The sequence below is a fragment of the Candidatus Chromulinivorax destructor genome (genome assembly GCF_003366055.1).
GTDB lineage: Bacteria > Babelota > Babeliae > Babelales > Chromulinivoraceae > Chromulinivorax > Chromulinivorax destructor.
This window is the reverse complement of the sequence record NZ_CP025544.1, coordinates 313,806-333,237: the sequence shown is the minus strand read 5'-3', so window position 1 is coordinate 333,237 and position 19,432 is coordinate 313,806. Positions and strand designations below refer to the sequence as shown.

The following is a 19,432-nucleotide window of genomic DNA, read 5'->3' as shown; positions in this document are numbered from 1 at the left end:
GCTGATAGAAGTTTGGGCGAAAGAATAGCCGATCGTCTTTTATGGAGAACTCCACGTAAAAAAGAAATATCCTCACCGCCATCGGGTCCTCAATCAGATATTCAAGATAGTTCTGATGATCAAACTATTGATGATAATACACCGACAGATGGTGGGCAATCTAACGATATGAATTCTAATTCAACACCACCGTCTTCATCGTCCAATCAATCTGATGGTCAGCAAGATAGTCAAAATTCAGGGGATAATAGTTCTGGGTTAGATAATAATTCTCCTCACAATTTATCTGATAACGATGATAATAAAAATAATAAACCTTCAGATTCTCATCAACATGATGATAGAGATTCTCAATCTGATAACGGTCCGCAAAAGCCTGAAAATCAAACACCTTCAACCCAAAGTTATTGGGACTATGCATGGTCATTTGTACCCTCATTTAATGGACCACATGACCTTGATTCTCATGGAAACCCATCTTATAAAAACACAAGTGACAACTATCAACACAGCAAATATCAAGTGCCGCAAGTTATTGGCGACAAAATTCGTGATGATATTGCAAGTAAGCATGATAAAGCATTAACGCAAGAGCAAAGAGAGAAAATAGATAAACTTGTAGAAGTGCTTGAGCAAGCAACTAATAACATGACGGTTGAATTAGCACAAGGATCTTTACAATCAATGCTTGATGCTCTTAGTGCAGAATCTGATAAAGAACGCGCTGAATATCAAGCGCAATCTGATGCATTGTATGATCATGCAACAAATGATACACCACAAAAATCACAAGCTGAACAACCACACGCTGTTACTCAAAATGATATTGATTCGCTTATGCATGAATATACAACTTCACTTACAGCGTATGATCCAAAATCTGCGACGCCATTTGATACTGCCCATATGCAAAGACTTGAAAAGCGTCAAAAAGCATTAGCGCAATCATCTGAGCAGCTGAAATCAAATAAACTGCAACAGAGTACCTATTATGTAAGTCCGGACGTTCGTGGCTTTATGATGGCTAATCAGATTAACTACACCGCATTTGATTCGATGAAGGGGACAAGTTTTCAACACTGCCTGCTGCAAGAAAATTTGAAGATTGTAGAATTTTCTGTTGGTATGCAGACAGGTCATGTCTACGAGTCTATTATTCATGATTTTATAAAACAAAGTTGTAATACCGCTGTATCTGCTCAGCAGTTAAATCAATTAGGTTATATTAAGCAAGCTGCAGCGGTGACGGATATTAATCATATGTATAACATGTATCGAGAAACGGTATATGACCTTGATTATGAAATGCAAGCATGCAAAAAAATTGGTGCAGGTGTTTATAAAGGAGTTGATAGAGTTGTTGGTAAGGTGCTTGAATTAGGTAAAAATTTTTATAATAAGCCAAGTCAAACATTAGGTGAGATTGCAGATAATTTTAGAGTAACTGGAGATAATTTATTGCATGTTTGTTCATCTGCACAGACTCACTCAGCTTCAGCTTATATGTCTGATTATGTATATGATTTTTATGATCTTATAACGACTGGTAAGTTAGAAGATAAAAGCCGAGCTCAAATTCGTAGCGAGCAAAATGCAGCAAAAATTAGTAAAATTTCTTCAAGTATTATCGCAAATGTTCATGATATTATTAATACCATGGCTCAACAATCAATGGAAGATAATGTTGCAGACCTGACGGAGTTTTCACTCAATCGCATGGTGCAAGCTAAAATTATGAATGGAGTAGCAAGCCTATCTCAATTTATAGGCAAAGAGCTTGTGGGTATGGCAAGTGAAATCAAAAGTTCAATTCCACCACATTTGCTTGGTAAGCGAGCTAAAATGGTACCAGGCAAATGTGGAAACTTGATTGCGATAGTAGACGGTACGGGCGAACAGATAGCCGTGTCGATGAAATCATCTGGCAAATCATTATCTTCTGGCCCAAAAAATAGCCTAAAAAGTAGTGGTAAATCTTTAAAAAAAGGAAATGTTGCTTCTCGTAATAAACCTTTACCAGTTTCTGTCCCAGTTAAGGGATCTGCTGAATGGAACAAAGCATACCCTCATGGTGAATTTAAGCCATCGCCAAAACATCATATAAACAGTACTGGGAGCATTAGCAAGCCACCTGTTGACGGGCAAGCATGTTTAAATAAATCTTTTGCTGTTAAAGATTCTAAGCAACGTATAGCAATCGAAGGAGATAAGTTTGTTGTTCTTAAAAAAACTGCAGATAGTGAATATCATGGATATGTTGTTGATTGGAAAGAAGTACCTCAAAAACTAAAAAATGCTTTGCAAAAAGAGCAAGTAGTTACTGAATCTGGTAAAATTTTAAAAAAATAAGGTTTTTTATGAAATACGATATGCTAAAGTTTATTTTAAATAGCTCAGAATATTTTTTTATCAATCTGCACAATACCAACGATGTTATTGATTGTTGCTATAGAACTTCTATTTTTCTTAATTTAAATAATAATCAAACAGAAATAGCAAATGAAGACATACAAGAATATAGTGAACGGTTTGATTTATTATTAACATTAGCATTATCGCAAGAATTAAAATTACATATTTCTATAAAGAAAGATCTTGGTTTTTATTGGAATCAAGATATGAACGAAAAAAATCCAGCCATTTTTTATGAGCAAGGAGATGGCCATTTAGATTGGATAGGTACAAAATATTTATTATGGTCTACTTCAGGAGAAGCTTTTCAGCAATTTGGAACATGGCTTTATAATGATAAATTTGGAAACATTATATTTGAAGTAACTCCTATATATCCAAAAACATTTATAAATAAAGAAGATCCAGTTGAAGTAAAAGCGTATCAAGAATGGATGAAAAAATCCTATAAACCATTTTATACCCGCATTATTCCAAAAGAAGTAGCTGAGCAATGGCTTAAGCAATGTAAATTATTATTACAAACGATTCATGATAATACAAAGAGGCTTGATGAGCAAGAAGAGCTATAATTTTTGTTTATAAAAATATAGTGTTTTAGAACGGGGTCATCCTTTTGCAATATTGAGATGATTCGATATGCTTATTTTTATGAATAGAGCAACTTTTGTTACAAAGGAATATAAGCATGAAATTATTTAAAATTGTTGTATTACTTGCGGCAGTGATCTGCTTAGTAAGTTTATATGCTGATCAAAAAGATGAAATTAAAAAAGAAGATGTTATTATGAATGAAAAAAAAGAATCAGGTTTGCAAATTGTGGCGTCAAAAATTCAATTATTTATGTATGAAGGTTGTTCATACTGTGTTAACGTTCGACTGTTTTTAGAAAAATATAATCTTTTAGAAAAAGTAGAATTTATAGATGCAGCTATTCCTGCCAATAAAGAACTCCTTAAAACTATCAGTGGTAGAACACAAGCTCCTTATTTAGTTGATAAAGATGCAAACGTAAGCATGCCAGAAAGTGAAGATATTATGAAGTATCTTGCGAAAAAATTTAACGTTGCTGGTTATCAAGAAACAAGAAAGCCTTTGTCTAATTTTGATAATGGCGAAAAACAACATGACGCTGATACCTTTTTATCAGATGTTTGCAAAGCGTCTAAGCCTGTTGTGATTTTAGTTTCTACGACTTGGTGCCCACCGTGTAAAGTTTTTAAGCCGATATTTATAGAAATTGCAAAAGAGTTTGCAGATCAGTTTGAATTTATTTTAGTTGATGGTGATGCTAATAGAAAAATTGTTGATCAATTAGGTGTTCGTGCGTATCCAACTGTGGTTTTTTATAAACATGGAAAACGTATTGAATTACAATACTCTCGAAGTAAAATTGGCTTTATCCAAGCAATTCAAAAATTACTGTAAGCAGTAACGAGTTTAAGAAAGATATTATTGATCCCTCATTGTAATTGATGAGGGATTTTTTATGCCAGCATAGTACACTTAGTATCGAGTTTTTATATATTTTTACAAAATCATTTCAGTTTGGTATTATAAAAAATAAGTAAAGTATGTTATTTCTTAAAAAAGGTATGAGATATGTTAAAATTAGCAGTAAATAAAATTGTTATATCGCTCTATGTAGTTGGAGCATTTTTTTCTACACCTCAGGTTGTAGCAAGTGAAGTTTCTGTAGAAGAATTAGCTGCAAAAATGTTTGCACACGCATCATTAGCACATGAAAGACAAGTAAAAAGAGAGCAACAGGGCGGTTATAATGATACGGTTTTTAATAAAGATTTTTCAGTTCTTCCTCGCAATGCTATAAAAACAACTGGTAGGTTTAAAGCTTTTGGTTTAGCTCATCTATTACATGCAGATAAATCTTTTATTAAAAAAGTTGGTCCAATGGATGTTGAATTTCATCCGGGGATAGATATATTTGGAAATGTAATAGAACCTGTACAAATGAGTTGTTCAACTTCTAAGTGTGGTGATACTAAATGTTCTACTATTTCATTTATATCCCCAGTAAGGCTTAAAAAAATGATGCAACCAAAGAACTAAGTATTAATTATTATCGCAATATTCAAAAGTCCCTTGTTTAAAAAAACAGGGGATTTTTTATTGATATACCATGTATAGATATTTTTGAAATAGCGATTAAAAGGCTGTTGTATGAATTTAAAATAAAAATTATAAAGGCCTTTTTACAATTAATAAATTAGCTGGTATGATATTGATGTGGTTAATATATTATTCAAACTTACATAACAAGGATTATTTAATTTTCAATTGATCGTTATAAAAAAAAATTAGAAATATTAAAGTTAATTACGCATGTAAAAGCACATACTATAAAAAGTGCAAAATATAATAAGGAAATATATGAAAAGTTTTAAAGTATTATTTATGTTAGCAGGTTTATCTTCTGTTGTAAGAGCATCTGATTTACCAGAAGAAAGCTTTTTTACAAAAGCAGCTCAAGTAATTTCAGCAAACGCTGCAAAAGCTACTGAAGTAATTACAGAAAATGCTACAAAAGCAAAAGATGTTTTAGCATGTTTAGCTAAGAACGCTCAAGAAAAAGCTTCTTCTTACTTACAAAATGCTTCTGATGTAGTTGTAGAAGTAGCTGCTCCTGTAGCAGAATCAGTAACAGAAGCTGTAACTGAATCAGTTGCAAAAGAAAGTTATATGACTCAATTATATGCAAAAGCTTCAGAAGTAACTTCATCTGCAGTAACAGCATCATCTGATCTTGTAAACTCAGCTGTTAAAAATACAACTGAATTAGCAAACTCAGTAGCTAAAAATGCTTCTGAATTTGGTACAACTGTTTCAACAAAAGCATCAGAATTAAGTTCATCTGTAGCAACAACATCATCTGATCTTGTAAATTCAGCTGTTAAAAATACAACTGAATTAGCAAACTCAGTAGCTAAAAATGCTTCTGAATTTGGTACAACTGTTTCAACAAAAGCTTCTGAATTAGGTTCATCTGTAGCAACAACTTCAGCAGATCTTTATGCTCAAGCTGGTGTTAAAACTTCAGAAATGACTGCAGCAACAGCAAAATTTGTTGAAGAAAACCAACAAGCAGTGATTATTACTTCTGTAGTTGCAACAGCTCTAGCTGTAACAGCAATTGTAAGATACAACGTATACGGTTATGTATTTTATGAATCAGCAAAAACTGATGATCAAAAATAATTAGTATTTAATTTCAAAAGGCCTTGTGTAAGCTACTTACACAGGGCCTTTTTTCTTTGAAAACTTCGACAATATAAAAGCTAGATTCTGTGGTCAAAATTTTCACTCTAAAGTTTTACCCTATGTTTTTTATGAAAACTCCGAGAATCTGCAGGCCAGTATGCCTGATGCACTCTTTTTTCACATAAAAAAGCGTAAAGTGACTTCTGCCACCCATGTTTCCAAAGATGAGCTCAGCGATATCGCAGGCATGTATCTTAATGTTTAAATTTAGTTCACACCGTCTAAAATACAAAATTTTATGTAAGTAAAGTTTAAAAAAATCATGGCAGCAAAGAAATTAACATCTATTTTCATGGTGATATTTACCATGTTTTTTACTCATGTATGGTATCTTTAATTCTTGAAAAATATGATTCAGAAGTCTTTTTGTGAATTTAAAATAAAAAAAGATAGAGGGCTTTTTACAATTCATACATCAGCTGATATGATATTGATGTGGTTACAGCATGATTCAAAGTTACATAAAAACATTAATTTGAATTGAGAGTTGTAAACAAATAATTTAGAAATATTAAAGTTCGTTACCTATAAAATAGCATATATAATATATGCAAAATATAATAAGGAAATATATGAAAAATTTTAAAGTATTATTTATGTTAGCAGGTTTATCTTCTGTTGTGAGAGCATCTGATTTGCCAGAAGAAAGTTTTTTTACAAAAGCAAACGATATTGTAGCTTGTGTAGCAAAAAATGCATCAGAATTTGGCGCAACTGTTTCAACAAAAGCATCTGAATTTGGTTCGTCTGCAGTAACAGTATCATTTGATTTTGCAAACTCAGCTGTTAAAAACACAACTGAATTAGCAAACTCAGTGGTTAAAAATGCATCAGAATTTGGTACAAATGTTTCAGCAAAAGCTTGTGAATTTAGTTCATCTGTAGCAACAACATCATCTGATCTTGTAAATTCAGCTCTTAAAAATACAACCGAATTAGCAAATTCAGTGGCTAAAAATGCATCAGAATTTGGTACAACTGTTTCAGCAAAAGCTTCTGAATTAGGTTCATCTGTAGCAACAACTTCAGCAGATCTTTATGCAAAAGCTGGTGAAAAAACTTCAGAAATGACTGCAGCAACAGCAAATTTTGTTGAAGAAAACCAACAAGCAGTGATTGTTACTTCGGTAGTTGCAACAGCTCTAGCTGTAACAGCAATTGCAAGATATTACGTATACGGTTATGTATTTTATACATCAGAAAAAACTGCTGATCAAAAATAATTAGTATTTAATGTGAAAAAGGCCCTGTGTAAGTCACTTACACAGGGCCTTTTTTGTTACCCTTGTTCTATAATGGTTACGACAGAACCTGATGCTTTTTTCTCAACAATAAATTGAACGGGGAATTGTTCTTTCATGCTTGGCAGGTGAGAGACAATAATAACCATGGCAAAATTACTTTGAATTTTTAAAATGCTATCCATGATTAATTGTAAGCCTTCATCATCTTGTGACCCAAATCCTTCATCGATGATTAACGTTTGAAGGCTTGTACCAGCTCTGCGTGCAAGTAGCTTAGAAATTGCTATACGCAATGCAAAGTCGATACGAAAAGCTTCACCACCAGAAAACATTTCGTATGGCCGTAGTCCGATAGCATCTGATATTTTAATATCAAGTGTTTCTTTGCTTCCGCCTTTTTTAAGATCTCGTAATGATTCGATATAAATTTGAGTTTGATTATCAGTTAATTGCGCAAGTAGTATATTTGCTTCTTGTTCAATTTCAGGTAAAGCTTCTTCTATTAAAAGAGCTTGTAATCCATCTTTTCCTAAAGCTTTTACAATTTCAGCAAAATCGATAACCTCTGCATGCAGGAGTTTAATTTGGGTATCAAGATCACCATGTTCTTTTTGTAGCGAAAGCAGTTTTGTTGTTTGAAGATCTGCTATAGTTTTTTTCTGTAAGAGAGCTGCTTTTTCATTTGTAAGAGCTTGAAGTGATTGTTTGTGTGCAAGCATAATTTGTATATGCTGTGTCAATTGCTCTGGAATTTTGTGGAGAGCTTGAAAATCTTTCGAGCACAAATCTATTAAGCTTGTAATTTTTGTAGACTGTTCTTGCAGAGCCTGAATTTGATTCAGGCGTTGCTCTTGTTCAGCTAACTGGTCTTGAAGTTTTTGGTAACTTGCAAGTTGTAGATCTGTTTCTTGGAGTAACTTATAATCTTTTTCATGAGCTTCTTTGTCATATGCTAACTTTTGAGCAGTTTGTTTTAAAACATCAATTTTTTTTATTAAAGTTTCATATAAACGTTCTTTGTCAGGATTTAAGCAGATTGTTTCTGCTTTTTTTTGAACAATTTGATCAGCAACAAGCTTTTGTTGTAAATTTTCAATGAGTTTACGCGTATGTACAATCTGTTCTTGCTGTGAGTTTAATTGGGCAATGTTTTTTGTAATTTGGCTCTTCATTGCATCAGTTTGTAAGATCAATTTGGTAAGATCTTCATTTTCTTTTTTATAAATTGCAAGCTGTGCGTGTTCCTCTACAAGTTGTTTTTGGAGTTGAATGGCTTGTAATTTAATAGTTTCAAGCAGTTCTTTGGCATCAATTTGTTCTTTTATAAATTTTTGCTCTAAAAATTTTTTGCGAGATGCTGATAAATTTTGTTCACAGACCGGGCAACTTGGATCTTGATGTTCCAATGAAAACTTATTTTTTATATGCAAGTCAGAAATTTGTTGATCGACTACAATACCTTGGGCTTTCAGGGCTTGAAACTTATTTTTATGTTCTTCAAATGCTTTTTCATGAGTTGTTAATTTTTCAATAATACCGTGCTGCTCTGTTATAGTTTTTTCATGAGCATGTATTTTTATTTGTTCATGGGCTATTTCAGTTGTAAGCTCTGCATGTTTTTTTTCATGAAGTTGTAAGAGTTGTTGAGTTTGTTGAATTTGGTCAATAAGGACTTTATTGCTCACTTCATGTTTTTGTATGAACTCTAATTTTTCTTGTGATAATTCAGTTTCGACCTTCTGTTTTTCCTCTTGTAAATTGAGATATTGGTCTTTAAGCTCAAGTCGTTTGTTAAGTTTTTCTTGATGCAGTGAAATAGCTTCTCGAAGTTGTTTCTGTTGATTTTCAATAGCTTTGATATTTTTTATGTCAATTTGTTGGCTTGCAATAAAATCGTATGTTTTTTTACATTGTACGATTTGTGATTCTATTTCATTGCGTTGCTGAGAATATTGATTTATTTGAAGTTGTATAAACTCATACTTTTTATGTTCTTCTTGTAATTGATCTTTTTTAGTTTCATCATCAATGATGATTTGTAGGTAATCTTTTTCTTGTTGTTCAACTGATGAAAGTTTTTCTAAAGAATTTGTAATCTCTTGTAATGCAGATTCAAGTTCACTGATTTCATTGGTAATACGATCTTGTAAACTTTGTTTTTGAATGACGTTGAGCTGAAGAGCTTTTCCTTTTTCTACTGCAATTTTTTTTAAATCTTCAAAGCGCTCAAGTTGTAAAATAGTTGCTAAAATTTCTTTACGCTCTTTAGCTGATTTTTTTGAAAATTCATTCGCTTGTCCCTGACGTAAAAAAGCTGAGTTGATAAACGATTCATACGATATGCCAATAGTCTTTTCAAGTTTTGCTTGAGTTGCTTTAATTGTTTTGTCAGTTAACGTAGTAAATGATTCATCTTCTTTTACTATGCCAAAATCAAGTGCAGAAAATGGATTTGATTGTGTTTTTATAAATTCTCGGCGAATACGATAATTTTGACCATTGATTTCAAAGTCAAAAATAACAAGCATATGTTTTTGGCCAAGATGCACTAAACCTTCATCAGCTTTACTGGTTCCGGTTGTTTTACGTGCTTGACCCCAAACAGCCCAGGTAATTGCATCAAGCAATGCAGATTTGCCATGCCCGTTTTTGCCTGATAAACAAATAAGATTGTAGTTAAGAAAATCTATGGTCTGAGGTTCAGATCCATAACTTAAAAAATTTTTGATTTGAATCTTTTTTGGAATCATAGAAAATGGCGCTTTCTTCTAGTTTTCTTTGCCACATACTGGTAAGCTTAAGATTAAAATTTATAGTCTCAATAGTATACGTTCGCTGTGGAAATATGCAAAAACAACTCTTTCGTCAATACGATATTCGTGGGAAAATAGGAACAGAAATTTCGCCTGATGATTTTTATTATCTTGCGCATGCAACCATTCATTACTTACAACAACAAGGACCTTTATTAGCGATTGTTCTTGGTATGGATGGACGAGTTCATTCACAAGCGATTTACCAAGAAATTGCAGCAGCATGTAAGATGGCAGGTGTAGATGTTTATTATTTGGGAGTTTGTTCAACACCTATTACGACATTTGCTCATTATCAATTACCAGTTCAAGCAAGCTTTATGATTACTGCCTCGCATAATCCAGCTGATTATAATGGGTTAAAAATTTCATATCAAAAAGTTGCTGTTGAGGGTGAAAAACTTCAACAAATCTATGAGCTTTTTGTCAGAAAAACTATCGTGCAAGGTGATACATCAGGTCTTTTATTTGATGCTACAGAGATGACTGAGATGTATGTTACTACCTTGGTTGAACAATTTTCTCATCTTAAAAAATTTAATCAGCCTTGTTTTATTGATTGTGGAAATGGAACAGCAGGACCTATTTTAGAAAAACTCATACACAAAATGGGTTGGAAGAATATCCAACTTTTATTTAAAGAAGTTGATGGAACCTATCCAAATCATACTGCAGATCCAACTGATATGAAGAATATGACATTTTTATATGACACTTTACATCAAAACCCAGGATCTTTTGGAGTTGGGCTTGATGGAGATTGTGACCGAGTTGCCATTATAACTGCAACGCAAGGGCTTGTCTCTGCAGATCGTTTGTTAACATTATTCGCTCAGGCTATGCAAGCGCAGGTGGTGATTGCAGATATTAAATCTTCAACAGTTTTACAATCATCAGGAGCTCAAATTATTTTGGCTGCAACTGGGTGTGCAAATATTATCCAAGCTATGCATGAGCACCATGCGGTTATTGGTGGTGAATTAAGTGGCCATTTCTTCTTTAAAGATCGTCATGATGGGTACGATGATGGCATCTATGCTATGCTTCGTTACTTTGAAATATTGATGCAAAAAAATACAGATTGTGATACTTTCGTCGCAACATTACCAGAGCTCTTTTCAACAAAAGACATCAGAATTCCTTGCGCTGATACGTATAAATTTCAGGTTGTTCAAGAAATAAAAACTCAGCTTATTGCAGATCAACAATTTAAAATCACCACCGTTGATGGTATTCGCTTTGAAACTTTAGATGGATGGGCGCTTATTCGAGCTGCAAATACACAACCGATGATTTCTGTATGTTGCCAAGCTTCATCTCCTATAAAATTACAAGAGATGAAACGTTTTCTTGTTTTATTATTACAACCATATATTGAAATCAAAATATTAGAGCAGTACATATTATGAGTAACAGATTTGGTCTTCACATTCGATTAACAGAATCAATTTTTGATGCGGCTGAACGAGCCGAGCGATTACAAATTAAAACATTCCAAGCGGTGTTAATGTTAGAAAATCGAGAATTTTTAAATCTATCAGATGAAGATATTGAACGATTTGTTCAACTCCGTCGGGAAAAATTCGAGCATCTTTTTGTTCATGGCGCTTATTGGTCAAACATTACTAATGTAACTGGTAAAGGTTTTCATTGTCTTTTAAAAGAAATCGAGTTGGCTGAAAAACTTGAATTTACCCATATTGTGATTCATCCAGGTTCGTTTGGAACTGATATGACTCGAAACCATCGAGTTAATTATATTGCAAAATCGATTGATATTTTATTACAAGCAACTAAAAAAATTATTATTGTGTTGGAAAATAGTCCTCATAAAGATAAATCATTTAGTAGCAACATCGAAGAATTTGGTGATTTATGTAAGAAAATTTCTCCATCTGATCGTGTAAAAATTTGTATCGATACTGCCCATGCTTTTGTTGCTGGGTATGATATATCAACTCCTGAAAAAGTTAATGTGTTTGTAAAATTATTAGCTACAACAATAGGCATTGAAAACATTGGACTTTTGCATTGTAATGATACGAAAAAAAACTGTGGTTCATACTTAGATGTTCATGCAGTGCCCGGACATGGAAAAATAGGCATGGCAGCTTTGTATACGTTTGTACACCACCCATTATTGAATAAAATTCCGGTGGTTTTTGAGATGCCTGCTTTAGATGAGTCATTAGAATATGACATTATACAACAATTTATTGATATGGAAGTTTTAGAATTATGATACGTGTAGCAATTAATGGCTTTGGAAGAATAGGTAGATCTTTTTTACGATCATACTTAATGGATGAACAAGCGCGCAAGCAATTAATAATTGTTGCAATTAACGTTGGGCCGTCAATTATGGAAAACGTTGCTCATATGTTTAAATATGACTCATTTATGGGTACGTTGCCATACGATGTGTCATCAAAAAATGGAATTCTTGCTGTAGATGGCTTGCAAATTCCACTCATTGGAGTTTTAAATCCAGCTGATGCCGGTTGGAATGTATTTGATGTTGACTGGGTTATTGAAGCAACTGGTTTTTTTACAACCAAAGAAAAGGCTTCTTTGCATATTCAATCTGGAGCAAAAAAAGTTTTAATTACAGCCCCAGGTAAAGATGTTGATGTCACCATTGTACCTGGTGTTAATGATGTCATGTACGATGCAACTCATCATAATATAGTGTCACTTGCTAGTTGCACAACCAATGCGCTTGCACCGATGCTTAAAGTTTTACATGAAAAATTTGGTGTTGAAAGCGCGATGATGAATACGATTCATTCGTATACCAACAATCAAGTCTTGCTCGATGTAGAAGCTCGTGATGTGCGTCAGGCGCGTGCAGCAACCATGAGTATGATTCCAACTTCAACAGGTGCATCATCGGCAATCAAAGAAGTGTACCCGCAACTTACTGGTAAAATTACGGGCATGAGCTTACGAGTGCCTGTTGGTAAAATATCGATTGTGGATTTAACATTTACTTCATTACATACACTTGATAAAGAATCGATTAATCAAGCATTTCGTGATGCTCGCGACAATTCTTTAAAAAATATTTTAGATAGTACAACCTTGCCACTTGTTTCGATTGATTATACCAATAATCCTCATTCAGTGATTATTGATGAACTCTTGACTGATGTTTGCGGTAGTCATACAGCAAAAGTTTTTGGTTGGTATGATAATGAATATGGTTATTCATGCCGTTTAAAAGATTTTTTAGTTGCTCAAAGATAAAAATAAAAAAGTAAATTTTATGTAGGTTCTCATATGAAAAAAATATTGATACTGTTTTTGTTATCTATTTCTCAAGCATCTTTTTGCTCTTCTCAATCTGAAGATAGACCCACAAATCACATAGAATCATCTTGTATAACAAACTGCTGTAAACCATCTGCTATGTTATTTACGTTAAGTGGTTTAATGGCAGCTGGTTCAATAGGCTTAACAAGCTATGCTATAAATGAATATTCTTATAATCTATATGATAGAGACGATCAAGGCTCTATCAATGATTGGGATTCTTGTAGCACTCAAAATATGCAAGGAAGTAAGCGAGTAACAGGAGCTTGTGGTTTATTCTTAATGGCTGCTGCAAGTGTAACATGTTGTAAGGCTATTCAGGTGCTTGGACAAGAACAAAAAGAAGCGCAAAGATTAGCTCAAGAGCATCAAGCGCAACGTTTAGATTCCTTGTCAAATCCATTACTGGATCAACCTTATTTACATGAGGATAGTAATCAAAATAATTCATCAAGAGATGATCTTGTGTAGTTTTGATTTGACAAAAAAACAAATATTAAAAAGCATTTATTTTAAAAATTAATATGATGGCAAGCAGTTGCAACAGAAATTATCTCATGCATAATATATTTATAAGTAACAAATATTATAAGGTGTCATTATCATGAAAAAATTATGGATTATTGGTTTATTAGTAAGCTCGCAACTAAGTGTAGCTTCTTATGATAAAAATCAAGTTAGAAAACTTGGACCACATGTTACGCAAGCTGTTAATAGCGCATTTGAAAAAGGTTGCAAGCCAGAAGGTCTTGACGCTCTTTGCGCAGCATTTAAGATAAGCGATGCAAAAAAACTTCCAAAATTAACAAATATTGTAACGCAAGATGTGCAGCAAGAATATGAATTAAGTAATAATCAATTGATTGATATTTGGAATTTATCTCGGCAAGCTATAGTTGAAGCTCGAAAAAATAAAAAACCGGAAGGTCCTGGTTTTTTTATAGCTCTTTTAGAGGCTTTAGAAGAGAATGAAGCTTCAGAAAAAATGACATATGGTGAACGCCGTATTGATCGCAAGTTGGATTCTTATAAAACAAGAGATGCTGAATTAATTTGGCAATCAAATCCAGATAAAATTTCACCGGCTACGGATAAAGCTCTTAAGCATTGTAATAATGCAATTATTAACAGTAATTATAAGTTAAATCCTACATGGCAAAATTGGGCATTGACAAAAGGTGTAGATGGAAGATTTGCAGTTGCATCAGCAGTTTTAATAGCTGCAGGTGCTGGAGCTATGAATCATGGTTTACGATATGGTAATGCAAATAACTATGGAGATGAATGTACAGTAATGGGGTCTATTGGGTTTAGTTTAGGAGTTGGTTGTTTATCTTTATCATTGAGTACTGATGGAGTTAAATTTTCAGCAATGCCTGAGTAATTAATTACATAGATTGTAAGATAATTTTTAAAATATAAGCAGTAAAAAGTGTTGTGCTCAAAAGCTTACAATACTTTTACTGCTTTTTTGTTTTGATCTATTCCAGAAAATATGCGTTTTTACTTGGCAAAAATAAAAAAATGTTTTACGATTATGTAACATTAAAATATTTTAATAAATTTTTAATGTAATTCTGTTTGCGGGCCCATAGCTCAGTTGGTTAGAGCAATCGGCTCATAACCGAGAGGTCCCAGGTTCAAGTCCTGGTGGGCCCACCAGATTATACGATGGTGATGTTTGACGTAGTCAAAAATTTAAAATTTTATACGTAAAATTCTTAGAAAAATATAGTCAGTCACTGTAAAGTCGTTATAGTTTGAAAATGTCTGGAGCTTTACATAATAAGCTCATCTATCCATTATTTTTTTATTTTGACAAAGGACATCCCGTGAGAAGTATTGAATTTCAAAAATTTATTGATTTAGTAACTTTCGATCAGAGTCTTGTTAAAATTGAGCACGATATTAAAAAAATGCAAGAAGCAGGAAAGTCTCTTCTTGATGATATCAAAAGCTTAGACGCTGATCTTCTTGACGTCAAAAATGCAAAAGATCAAGCACGTAAAGCTGTTGATGAAAAAGAGCTTTACATGAAAGTCTTAGAGTCTAAAGAGCTTGAATTAAAAGATAAAATAAATTCTCTATCAAATCAAAAAGAGTACAGATCGCTTCAAAAAGAACTTGAAGCTTTGCATGAAAAACGTTTATACCATGAGCAAGATTTGCTTGCATTATGGAATAAACATGATGTAATGCAAAAAAGTTATGAAGTAAAAGCTGCATCTCATGAAGAATTACTTGGCAAATTAGGTCAAGATATTGCTGAAAATCAGACACAAATATCTCAATTAACAACGCAATTAGATGAAATTTTGTCCCAACGAGAACTTAAGCAGCAACCAGTTCCTCAAGAATGGCTTGAAATGTATAACAACATGAAAGGCCGTGTTGCAAACCCAGTTGTTCCTGTTGTTGGTGATGCGTGTGACGCTTGCTTTTATAGCGTAACGACAAAAGATTTACAGGCTTTACGCCAAAACAAATTAGTACAGTGTCGAGATTGTTATCGTTTATTGTATACGCAATAATATACCATCGGTAGGGATTTATTATGAAACAAATGAGTTTGTGGGATACTCCTCACGTTGAAAAACAAGAAGAACAAGTTGTTTCATGGCGCCTATTTATTGATGGTGCATCAAAAAATAATCCGGGGCCTGCTGCTTCCGGATTTGTTTTATTTAAAAATAAAGAAATTATTTGTCGCCAAGGTTTTTATTTAGGCATAAAAACTAATAACCAAGCTGAATACTACGCATTAGTCTTGGGAATTTTTTTTGCTAAAAAATATATTAAAAAAACTGAATTATTAACAATTATTTCAGATTCGCAGTTATTGGTTCGTCAAATGACTGGCATCTATAAAGTTAAAGATGCTGGATTACGTCAACTCAAAGATCTATCAGCTTTGTGGTTGCGTGGTTATACGTTTAGAGTAGAGCATGTATTGCGTGAATACAATAAGCTTGCAGACGAGATGGCAAATCGTGGCGTTGAGAAGAAAATATCCTTACCTCAAGAATTTTTAGATTGTTTAAAAGATCATGAAATTACTATTTAATATATGCCTTTTGGTAGGCATCTCATCATCTATTACAGCTTTTGATGTTCGGGTTTTATTGCAAAGATACTCTCTTCGTGATCAAAATAAGCACGATATCAAGATTTCAAGTCCTCATGGTGTTATGGTTTCTGGTATTGACAAGCCTTTCACAGGATCTGTATCGATTGTATGTACTGCTGATTCGATTGTTATAAACGATACTGTTATTACGGATGAATGGATTCAAATATCGCCAACTCTCAGCAGTCATCATCAAAAAAAAATTGATCAATTTATTGTGCAATGGTTAAAAACAAATCAAGACAGTTGTCATGAGCAGATGGAGCGTTTAAATAAATTGTATGAAAAGCTTGTTATAGATCGCCATTTTAGAGATTATGCCCCTTTTTATGATGTGATGCAGCAGTGTATTAATAATTGTTTAACATCATTTATTGAATCAGTTGAGTATCCTGCAGTTTCGTATGAATCATTAGTTGACAGTTCAAGAGAGCAATTAAAAGAGCAGTTAAAAGAATTATTAACGAGCGCTATTGCTGAACAAAAAATATCAAAGCAGTTTATGAAACAATTGCAAACATCTGAAAAAATACGAACAGATTTTTTTGTAAAAATTTTAGATGAAGTTCTTGCAGAATTTCTTAAAAAATATCTTTTACAACTGCCGCATAAAATTATTTACCAGGCTATAAAAGAAGATGCAAGTTGTCTGACTTTTAATAAAAATAAGTATGTAGGTAATTTTTATCTGATTCGACAAGGAAATGATATTCTTTTAATAAATAGTCTTGATATCGATGATTATCTTTTATCAGTAGTTTTTTCTGAAGGTTGGCCGGGATGGCCTATGGAAGTTAATAAAGCACTCGTTGTAGCAAGTCGAACTTATTTAGTAGAAAAAGTGTTACAAGCAAATAAATGTAAACGACCATATCATATTGTTAATACGATTAAGCATCAGACCTACAAAGGGCATCATAAGTTTACTAAGTTAAAGCAGGCTGTCGATGAAACTCGAAATGTTTTTGTAGCTCATGATGGTGAGCCAATTGTTGCAATGTTTGATTCGTGTTGCGGTGGTGTCATTCCTGCAAAAATAGAAGGATTTGATACTAAAAAACATCCTTACTTAGCGCGAACAAAACCGTGTACGTACTGCAAAAAATCATGGATTTATAGTTGGAAAAAAGAGTTGTCAAAGTTAGAAATTACTGAAGTCTTACGAAAAGATCATCCTGATTTACATGAAATTAAAGACATCAAAGTTATCGATAGAGACCCTGCAGGTCTTGTAAAAGAAGTGATGGTTATTGCTCCTAATAAAAAAATAGTTATCTCTGGCAAAAAAATGTACTCACTCTTTTCTTCTATTAAAAGTTTTTGTTATACCATTAAAAAGAAGGGTAGAGGATATATTTTTCAGGGTAAAGGATATGGGCATCATATGGGTCTATGCCAATGGGGTTCTTTAGGAATGGTTGAAGATAACTGGAATTATAAAGCTATTTTAGAATTTTATTATCCGGGGACTCACTTTATGCAACTATCGTTATCCCGTTAGGTTTATGTAAATAAGGATATTCTATGCCTGGATACAAAACTCATTTAGTAGGTGGTTGCGCGACGTACCTTATAATATTACAATGTATTAAATCGTTTCAACCAACAGTTTTTATGTTGATGCAGGGATTTGTATTTTGTTTATTAGGATCATTGTTTCCAGATGTTGACATCAAGAGCAAAGGGCAAAATTTATTTTACGTCTGCGCTTTTATGACGCTGTGTTGTTTTTTATATTATAATCGCATTGATTTGTTTATAGGATTGAGCTTAGCAGTATTTACACCTTTACTGGTTAAGCATCGTGGTATATTTCATAAAATTTGGTTTTTAATGCTACTTTCTCTCGTTATGGGAATTATTATTGATAGTTTTCATGCAAAAAATTCTACATGGGCGCTTAAAAATGCGCTATTTTTTCTTGCAGGGGCTTTGTCTCACGTACTATTAGATCGAGTTACTACTCGTTTGAAATATTGGTTTATTCGTAAATAAAATAAAAAACACGATACTGCCTATGCATATCTACTCAAATGCTACCAATATTTCAGGAGATGAGCGATATCGTAGGATTGTAAACTATTTTTAAATTTGGTTTACACAGCAAGATCTTAATGTTTTTTATATTTTTATAAAAAATACGGTCCATAATATTACTTTAAAAAATTGGTTTATACGACCAAATATGTTTATGGTGCTGTATACTAAGTTTAACAAAGCTGTTTATTTTTTTAATTATAAGGAGTCTTTCTCACGATTCTATAAATGACGTTATAGATTACATATGATATAAAAATTCTTTCAACGATTATTTTACAAAGGAAAAAATATGTTTTTACTTATTTTACTTAATCTTTTATACGCATCTACATTTCTGTTTACTAAAATAGGAATGAATTTTAGCCAGCCAGTGTTTATGACTGGGGTACGAATGTTGATAGGAGGAATTATTTCATTATGTATTTATAAACAATTTTATTATCGACGGACTGATATTTCTTCAATTACCAAAAAGCAATGGATATTAATTGGATGTTTAAGTTTTACCAATATTTATCTGTGTAATATTCTTGAAGTATGGGGTTTACAATATTTATCAGTTGGTAAAGCAGCATTTTTCTATAATCTATCACCATTTTTTTCTGCCTTATTTGCGTATTTCTTATTTTCAGAATACATGACATGGCAAAAATGGCTTGGATTAAGTTTGGGTTTTTTAGGTTTTCTACCTATATTCATGGAACCTGGCAGCGTAGTTGATACGACGATGAAAATTGGATTCTTTTCTTTAGCTGATGTAGCAATGCTTGGCGCTGCAATTGTTTCTATTTTAGGGTGGACGATCATGCGGTTGCTGCTTAAACAAAAATCATTTTCTGCATTTTTACTCAATGGGATTACGATGACATCGGGCAGTTTACTTTGTTTTTTACATGCGCTGTGCTTTGAGTCTCAGCCATTTGTACAACCTGGTATGATGTATAGCTTTATACAGGTTGCTCTTTTAATAGCTTTATTTAAGCATGTTATTGCAAATAATTTAAATGCGTATTTGCTCACTAAGTATACGACAACATTGATTGCATTTTTCAGTTTTACCGCAAGTTTATTTGCTGCCTTATTTGGGATACTATTTTTAGGCGAATCGATTTCGGGCTATTTTATTATGTCCGTGGTATGTGTATTTACTGGCCTTATGATTTTTTATCAGGAAGAATTGCGTCAGGGGTATATTACAAAATAA

17 protein-coding genes and 1 tRNA gene are annotated in these 19,432 nt (G+C 32.9%); 17 read left to right on the top strand and 1 reads right to left on the bottom strand.

Going from position 1 to position 19,432, the window contains the following annotated elements; all coding sequences use genetic code 11:
• Nucleotides 1-12: 12 nt before the first annotated feature.
• From C0J27_RS01590 to C0J27_RS01565, 6 genes are all read left to right on the top strand, one after another.
• Nucleotides 13-2,349 (top strand): hypothetical protein, encoded by a 2,337-nt coding sequence (locus C0J27_RS01590; protein WP_115585452.1) that lies wholly within the window; start codon nt 13-15, stop codon nt 2,347-2,349.
• 8 nt (nt 2,350-2,357) lie between these two features.
• Complete coding sequence (locus tag C0J27_RS01585) at nt 2,358-2,984, top strand: hypothetical protein (RefSeq protein WP_115585451.1); 627 nt, start codon at nt 2,358-2,360, stop codon at nt 2,982-2,984.
• A gap of 116 nt (nt 2,985-3,100) precedes the next feature.
• Nucleotides 3,101-3,841 (top strand): thioredoxin family protein, encoded by a 741-nt coding sequence (locus C0J27_RS01580; RefSeq protein WP_115585450.1) that lies wholly within the window; start codon nt 3,101-3,103, stop codon nt 3,839-3,841.
• Between the two features lie 174 nt (nt 3,842-4,015).
• The gene (locus C0J27_RS01575) at nt 4,016-4,483 is read left to right on the top strand and encodes a hypothetical protein (RefSeq protein WP_115585449.1); all 468 of its coding nucleotides are present in this window, start codon (nt 4,016-4,018) and stop codon (nt 4,481-4,483) included.
• Nucleotides 4,484-4,804: 321 nt separating this feature from the next.
• Nucleotides 4,805-5,629 carry a hypothetical protein gene (locus C0J27_RS01570; RefSeq protein ID WP_115585448.1) on the top strand — a complete coding sequence of 275 codons (825 nt, stop codon included), beginning with the start codon at nt 4,805-4,807 and terminating at the stop codon, nt 5,627-5,629.
• Between the two features lie 635 nt (nt 5,630-6,264).
• Complete coding sequence (locus tag C0J27_RS01565; protein ID WP_115585447.1) at nt 6,265-6,915, top strand: hypothetical protein; 651 nt, start codon at nt 6,265-6,267, stop codon at nt 6,913-6,915.
• A gap of 56 nt (nt 6,916-6,971) precedes the next feature.
• On the opposite strand, the gene C0J27_RS01560 is transcribed toward C0J27_RS01565, so the two are convergent.
• A complete protein-coding gene (locus C0J27_RS01560) occupies nt 6,972-9,686 on the bottom strand; it encodes an AAA family ATPase (RefSeq protein WP_115585446.1) in 2,715 nt (904 codons plus the stop codon).
• 95 nt (nt 9,687-9,781) lie between these two features.
• On the opposite strand from C0J27_RS01560, the gene C0J27_RS01555 reads away from it, so the two are divergent.
• From C0J27_RS01555 to C0J27_RS01505, 11 genes are all read left to right on the top strand, one after another.
• On the top strand, nt 9,782-11,158 hold the full coding sequence (locus C0J27_RS01555) for a phosphomannomutase/phosphoglucomutase (protein WP_162801727.1): 1,377 nt from the start codon (nt 9,782-9,784) through the stop codon (nt 11,156-11,158).
• Nucleotides 11,155-11,991 (top strand): deoxyribonuclease IV, encoded by an 837-nt coding sequence (locus tag C0J27_RS01550; protein WP_115585444.1) that lies wholly within the window; start codon nt 11,155-11,157, stop codon nt 11,989-11,991. The genes C0J27_RS01555 and C0J27_RS01550 overlap by 4 nt, the downstream gene beginning before the upstream one ends.
• Entirely contained in the window at nt 11,988-12,995 is a 1,008-nt protein-coding gene (locus C0J27_RS01545; protein ID WP_252120579.1) for a type I glyceraldehyde-3-phosphate dehydrogenase, read from the top strand. The genes C0J27_RS01550 and C0J27_RS01545 overlap by 4 nt, the downstream gene beginning before the upstream one ends.
• 33 nt (nt 12,996-13,028) lie before the next feature.
• Complete coding sequence (locus C0J27_RS01540) at nt 13,029-13,532, top strand: hypothetical protein (RefSeq protein WP_115585442.1); 504 nt, start codon at nt 13,029-13,031, stop codon at nt 13,530-13,532.
• A 133-nt stretch (nt 13,533-13,665) separates the two neighbouring features.
• Entirely contained in the window at nt 13,666-14,445 is a 780-nt protein-coding gene (locus C0J27_RS01535; protein WP_115585441.1) for a hypothetical protein, read from the top strand.
• Between the two features lie 201 nt (nt 14,446-14,646).
• Nucleotides 14,647-14,723, top strand: a tRNA-Ile gene (locus C0J27_RS01530).
• A gap of 170 nt (nt 14,724-14,893) precedes the next feature.
• The gene (locus C0J27_RS01525) at nt 14,894-15,592 is read left to right on the top strand and encodes a zinc ribbon domain-containing protein (RefSeq protein ID WP_162801726.1); all 699 of its coding nucleotides are present in this window, start codon (nt 14,894-14,896) and stop codon (nt 15,590-15,592) included.
• A 23-nt stretch (nt 15,593-15,615) separates the two neighbouring features.
• Nucleotides 15,616-16,125, top strand: coding sequence for a ribonuclease HI family protein (locus tag C0J27_RS01520; protein WP_115585439.1), 510 nt, complete (start codon nt 15,616-15,618; stop codon nt 16,123-16,125).
• On the top strand, nt 16,109-17,689 hold the full coding sequence (locus C0J27_RS01515; RefSeq protein ID WP_115585438.1) for a SpoIID/LytB domain-containing protein: 1,581 nt from the start codon (nt 16,109-16,111) through the stop codon (nt 17,687-17,689). Before C0J27_RS01520 ends, C0J27_RS01515 begins: the two co-directional genes overlap by 17 nt.
• Nucleotides 17,690-17,712: 23 nt before the next feature.
• Entirely contained in the window at nt 17,713-18,183 is a 471-nt protein-coding gene (locus C0J27_RS01510; RefSeq protein WP_115585437.1) for a metal-dependent hydrolase, read from the top strand.
• Nucleotides 18,184-18,517: 334 nt separating this feature from the next.
• On the top strand, nt 18,518-19,432 hold the full coding sequence (locus tag C0J27_RS01505; RefSeq protein ID WP_115585436.1) for a DMT family transporter: 915 nt from the start codon (nt 18,518-18,520) through the stop codon (nt 19,430-19,432).

What these genes read in the sequence shown, in the direction of transcription:
- C0J27_RS01545 (WP_252120579.1), top strand. Translation starts at nt 11,988, where the DNA reads ATGATACGTGTAGCAATTAATGGCTTTGGAAGAATAGGTAGATCTTTT.
- C0J27_RS01505 (WP_115585436.1), top strand. Translation starts at nt 18,518, where the DNA reads ATGTTTTTACTTATTTTACTTAATCTTTTATACGCATCTACATTTCTG.
- C0J27_RS01520 (WP_115585439.1), top strand. Translation starts at nt 15,616, where the DNA reads ATGAAACAAATGAGTTTGTGGGATACTCCTCACGTTGAAAAACAAGAA.
- C0J27_RS01510 (WP_115585437.1), top strand. Translation starts at nt 17,713, where the DNA reads ATGCCTGGATACAAAACTCATTTAGTAGGTGGTTGCGCGACGTACCTT.
- C0J27_RS01565 (WP_115585447.1), top strand. Translation starts at nt 6,265, where the DNA reads ATGAAAAATTTTAAAGTATTATTTATGTTAGCAGGTTTATCTTCTGTT.
- C0J27_RS01570 (WP_115585448.1), top strand. Translation starts at nt 4,805, where the DNA reads ATGAAAAGTTTTAAAGTATTATTTATGTTAGCAGGTTTATCTTCTGTT.
- C0J27_RS01580 (WP_115585450.1), top strand. Translation starts at nt 3,101, where the DNA reads ATGAAATTATTTAAAATTGTTGTATTACTTGCGGCAGTGATCTGCTTA.
- C0J27_RS01585 (WP_115585451.1), top strand. Translation starts at nt 2,358, where the DNA reads ATGAAATACGATATGCTAAAGTTTATTTTAAATAGCTCAGAATATTTT.
- C0J27_RS01515 (WP_115585438.1), top strand. Translation starts at nt 16,109, where the DNA reads ATGAAATTACTATTTAATATATGCCTTTTGGTAGGCATCTCATCATCT.
- C0J27_RS01550 (WP_115585444.1), top strand. Translation starts at nt 11,155, where the DNA reads ATGAGTAACAGATTTGGTCTTCACATTCGATTAACAGAATCAATTTTT.
- C0J27_RS01540 (WP_115585442.1), top strand. Translation starts at nt 13,029, where the DNA reads ATGAAAAAAATATTGATACTGTTTTTGTTATCTATTTCTCAAGCATCT.
- C0J27_RS01555 (WP_162801727.1), top strand. Translation starts at nt 9,782, where the DNA reads ATGCAAAAACAACTCTTTCGTCAATACGATATTCGTGGGAAAATAGGA.
- C0J27_RS01535 (WP_115585441.1), top strand. Translation starts at nt 13,666, where the DNA reads ATGAAAAAATTATGGATTATTGGTTTATTAGTAAGCTCGCAACTAAGT.
- C0J27_RS01575 (WP_115585449.1), top strand. Translation starts at nt 4,016, where the DNA reads ATGTTAAAATTAGCAGTAAATAAAATTGTTATATCGCTCTATGTAGTT.
- C0J27_RS01560 (WP_115585446.1), bottom strand. Translation starts at nt 9,686, where the DNA reads ATGATTCCAAAAAAGATTCAAATCAAAAATTTTTTAAGTTATGGATCT.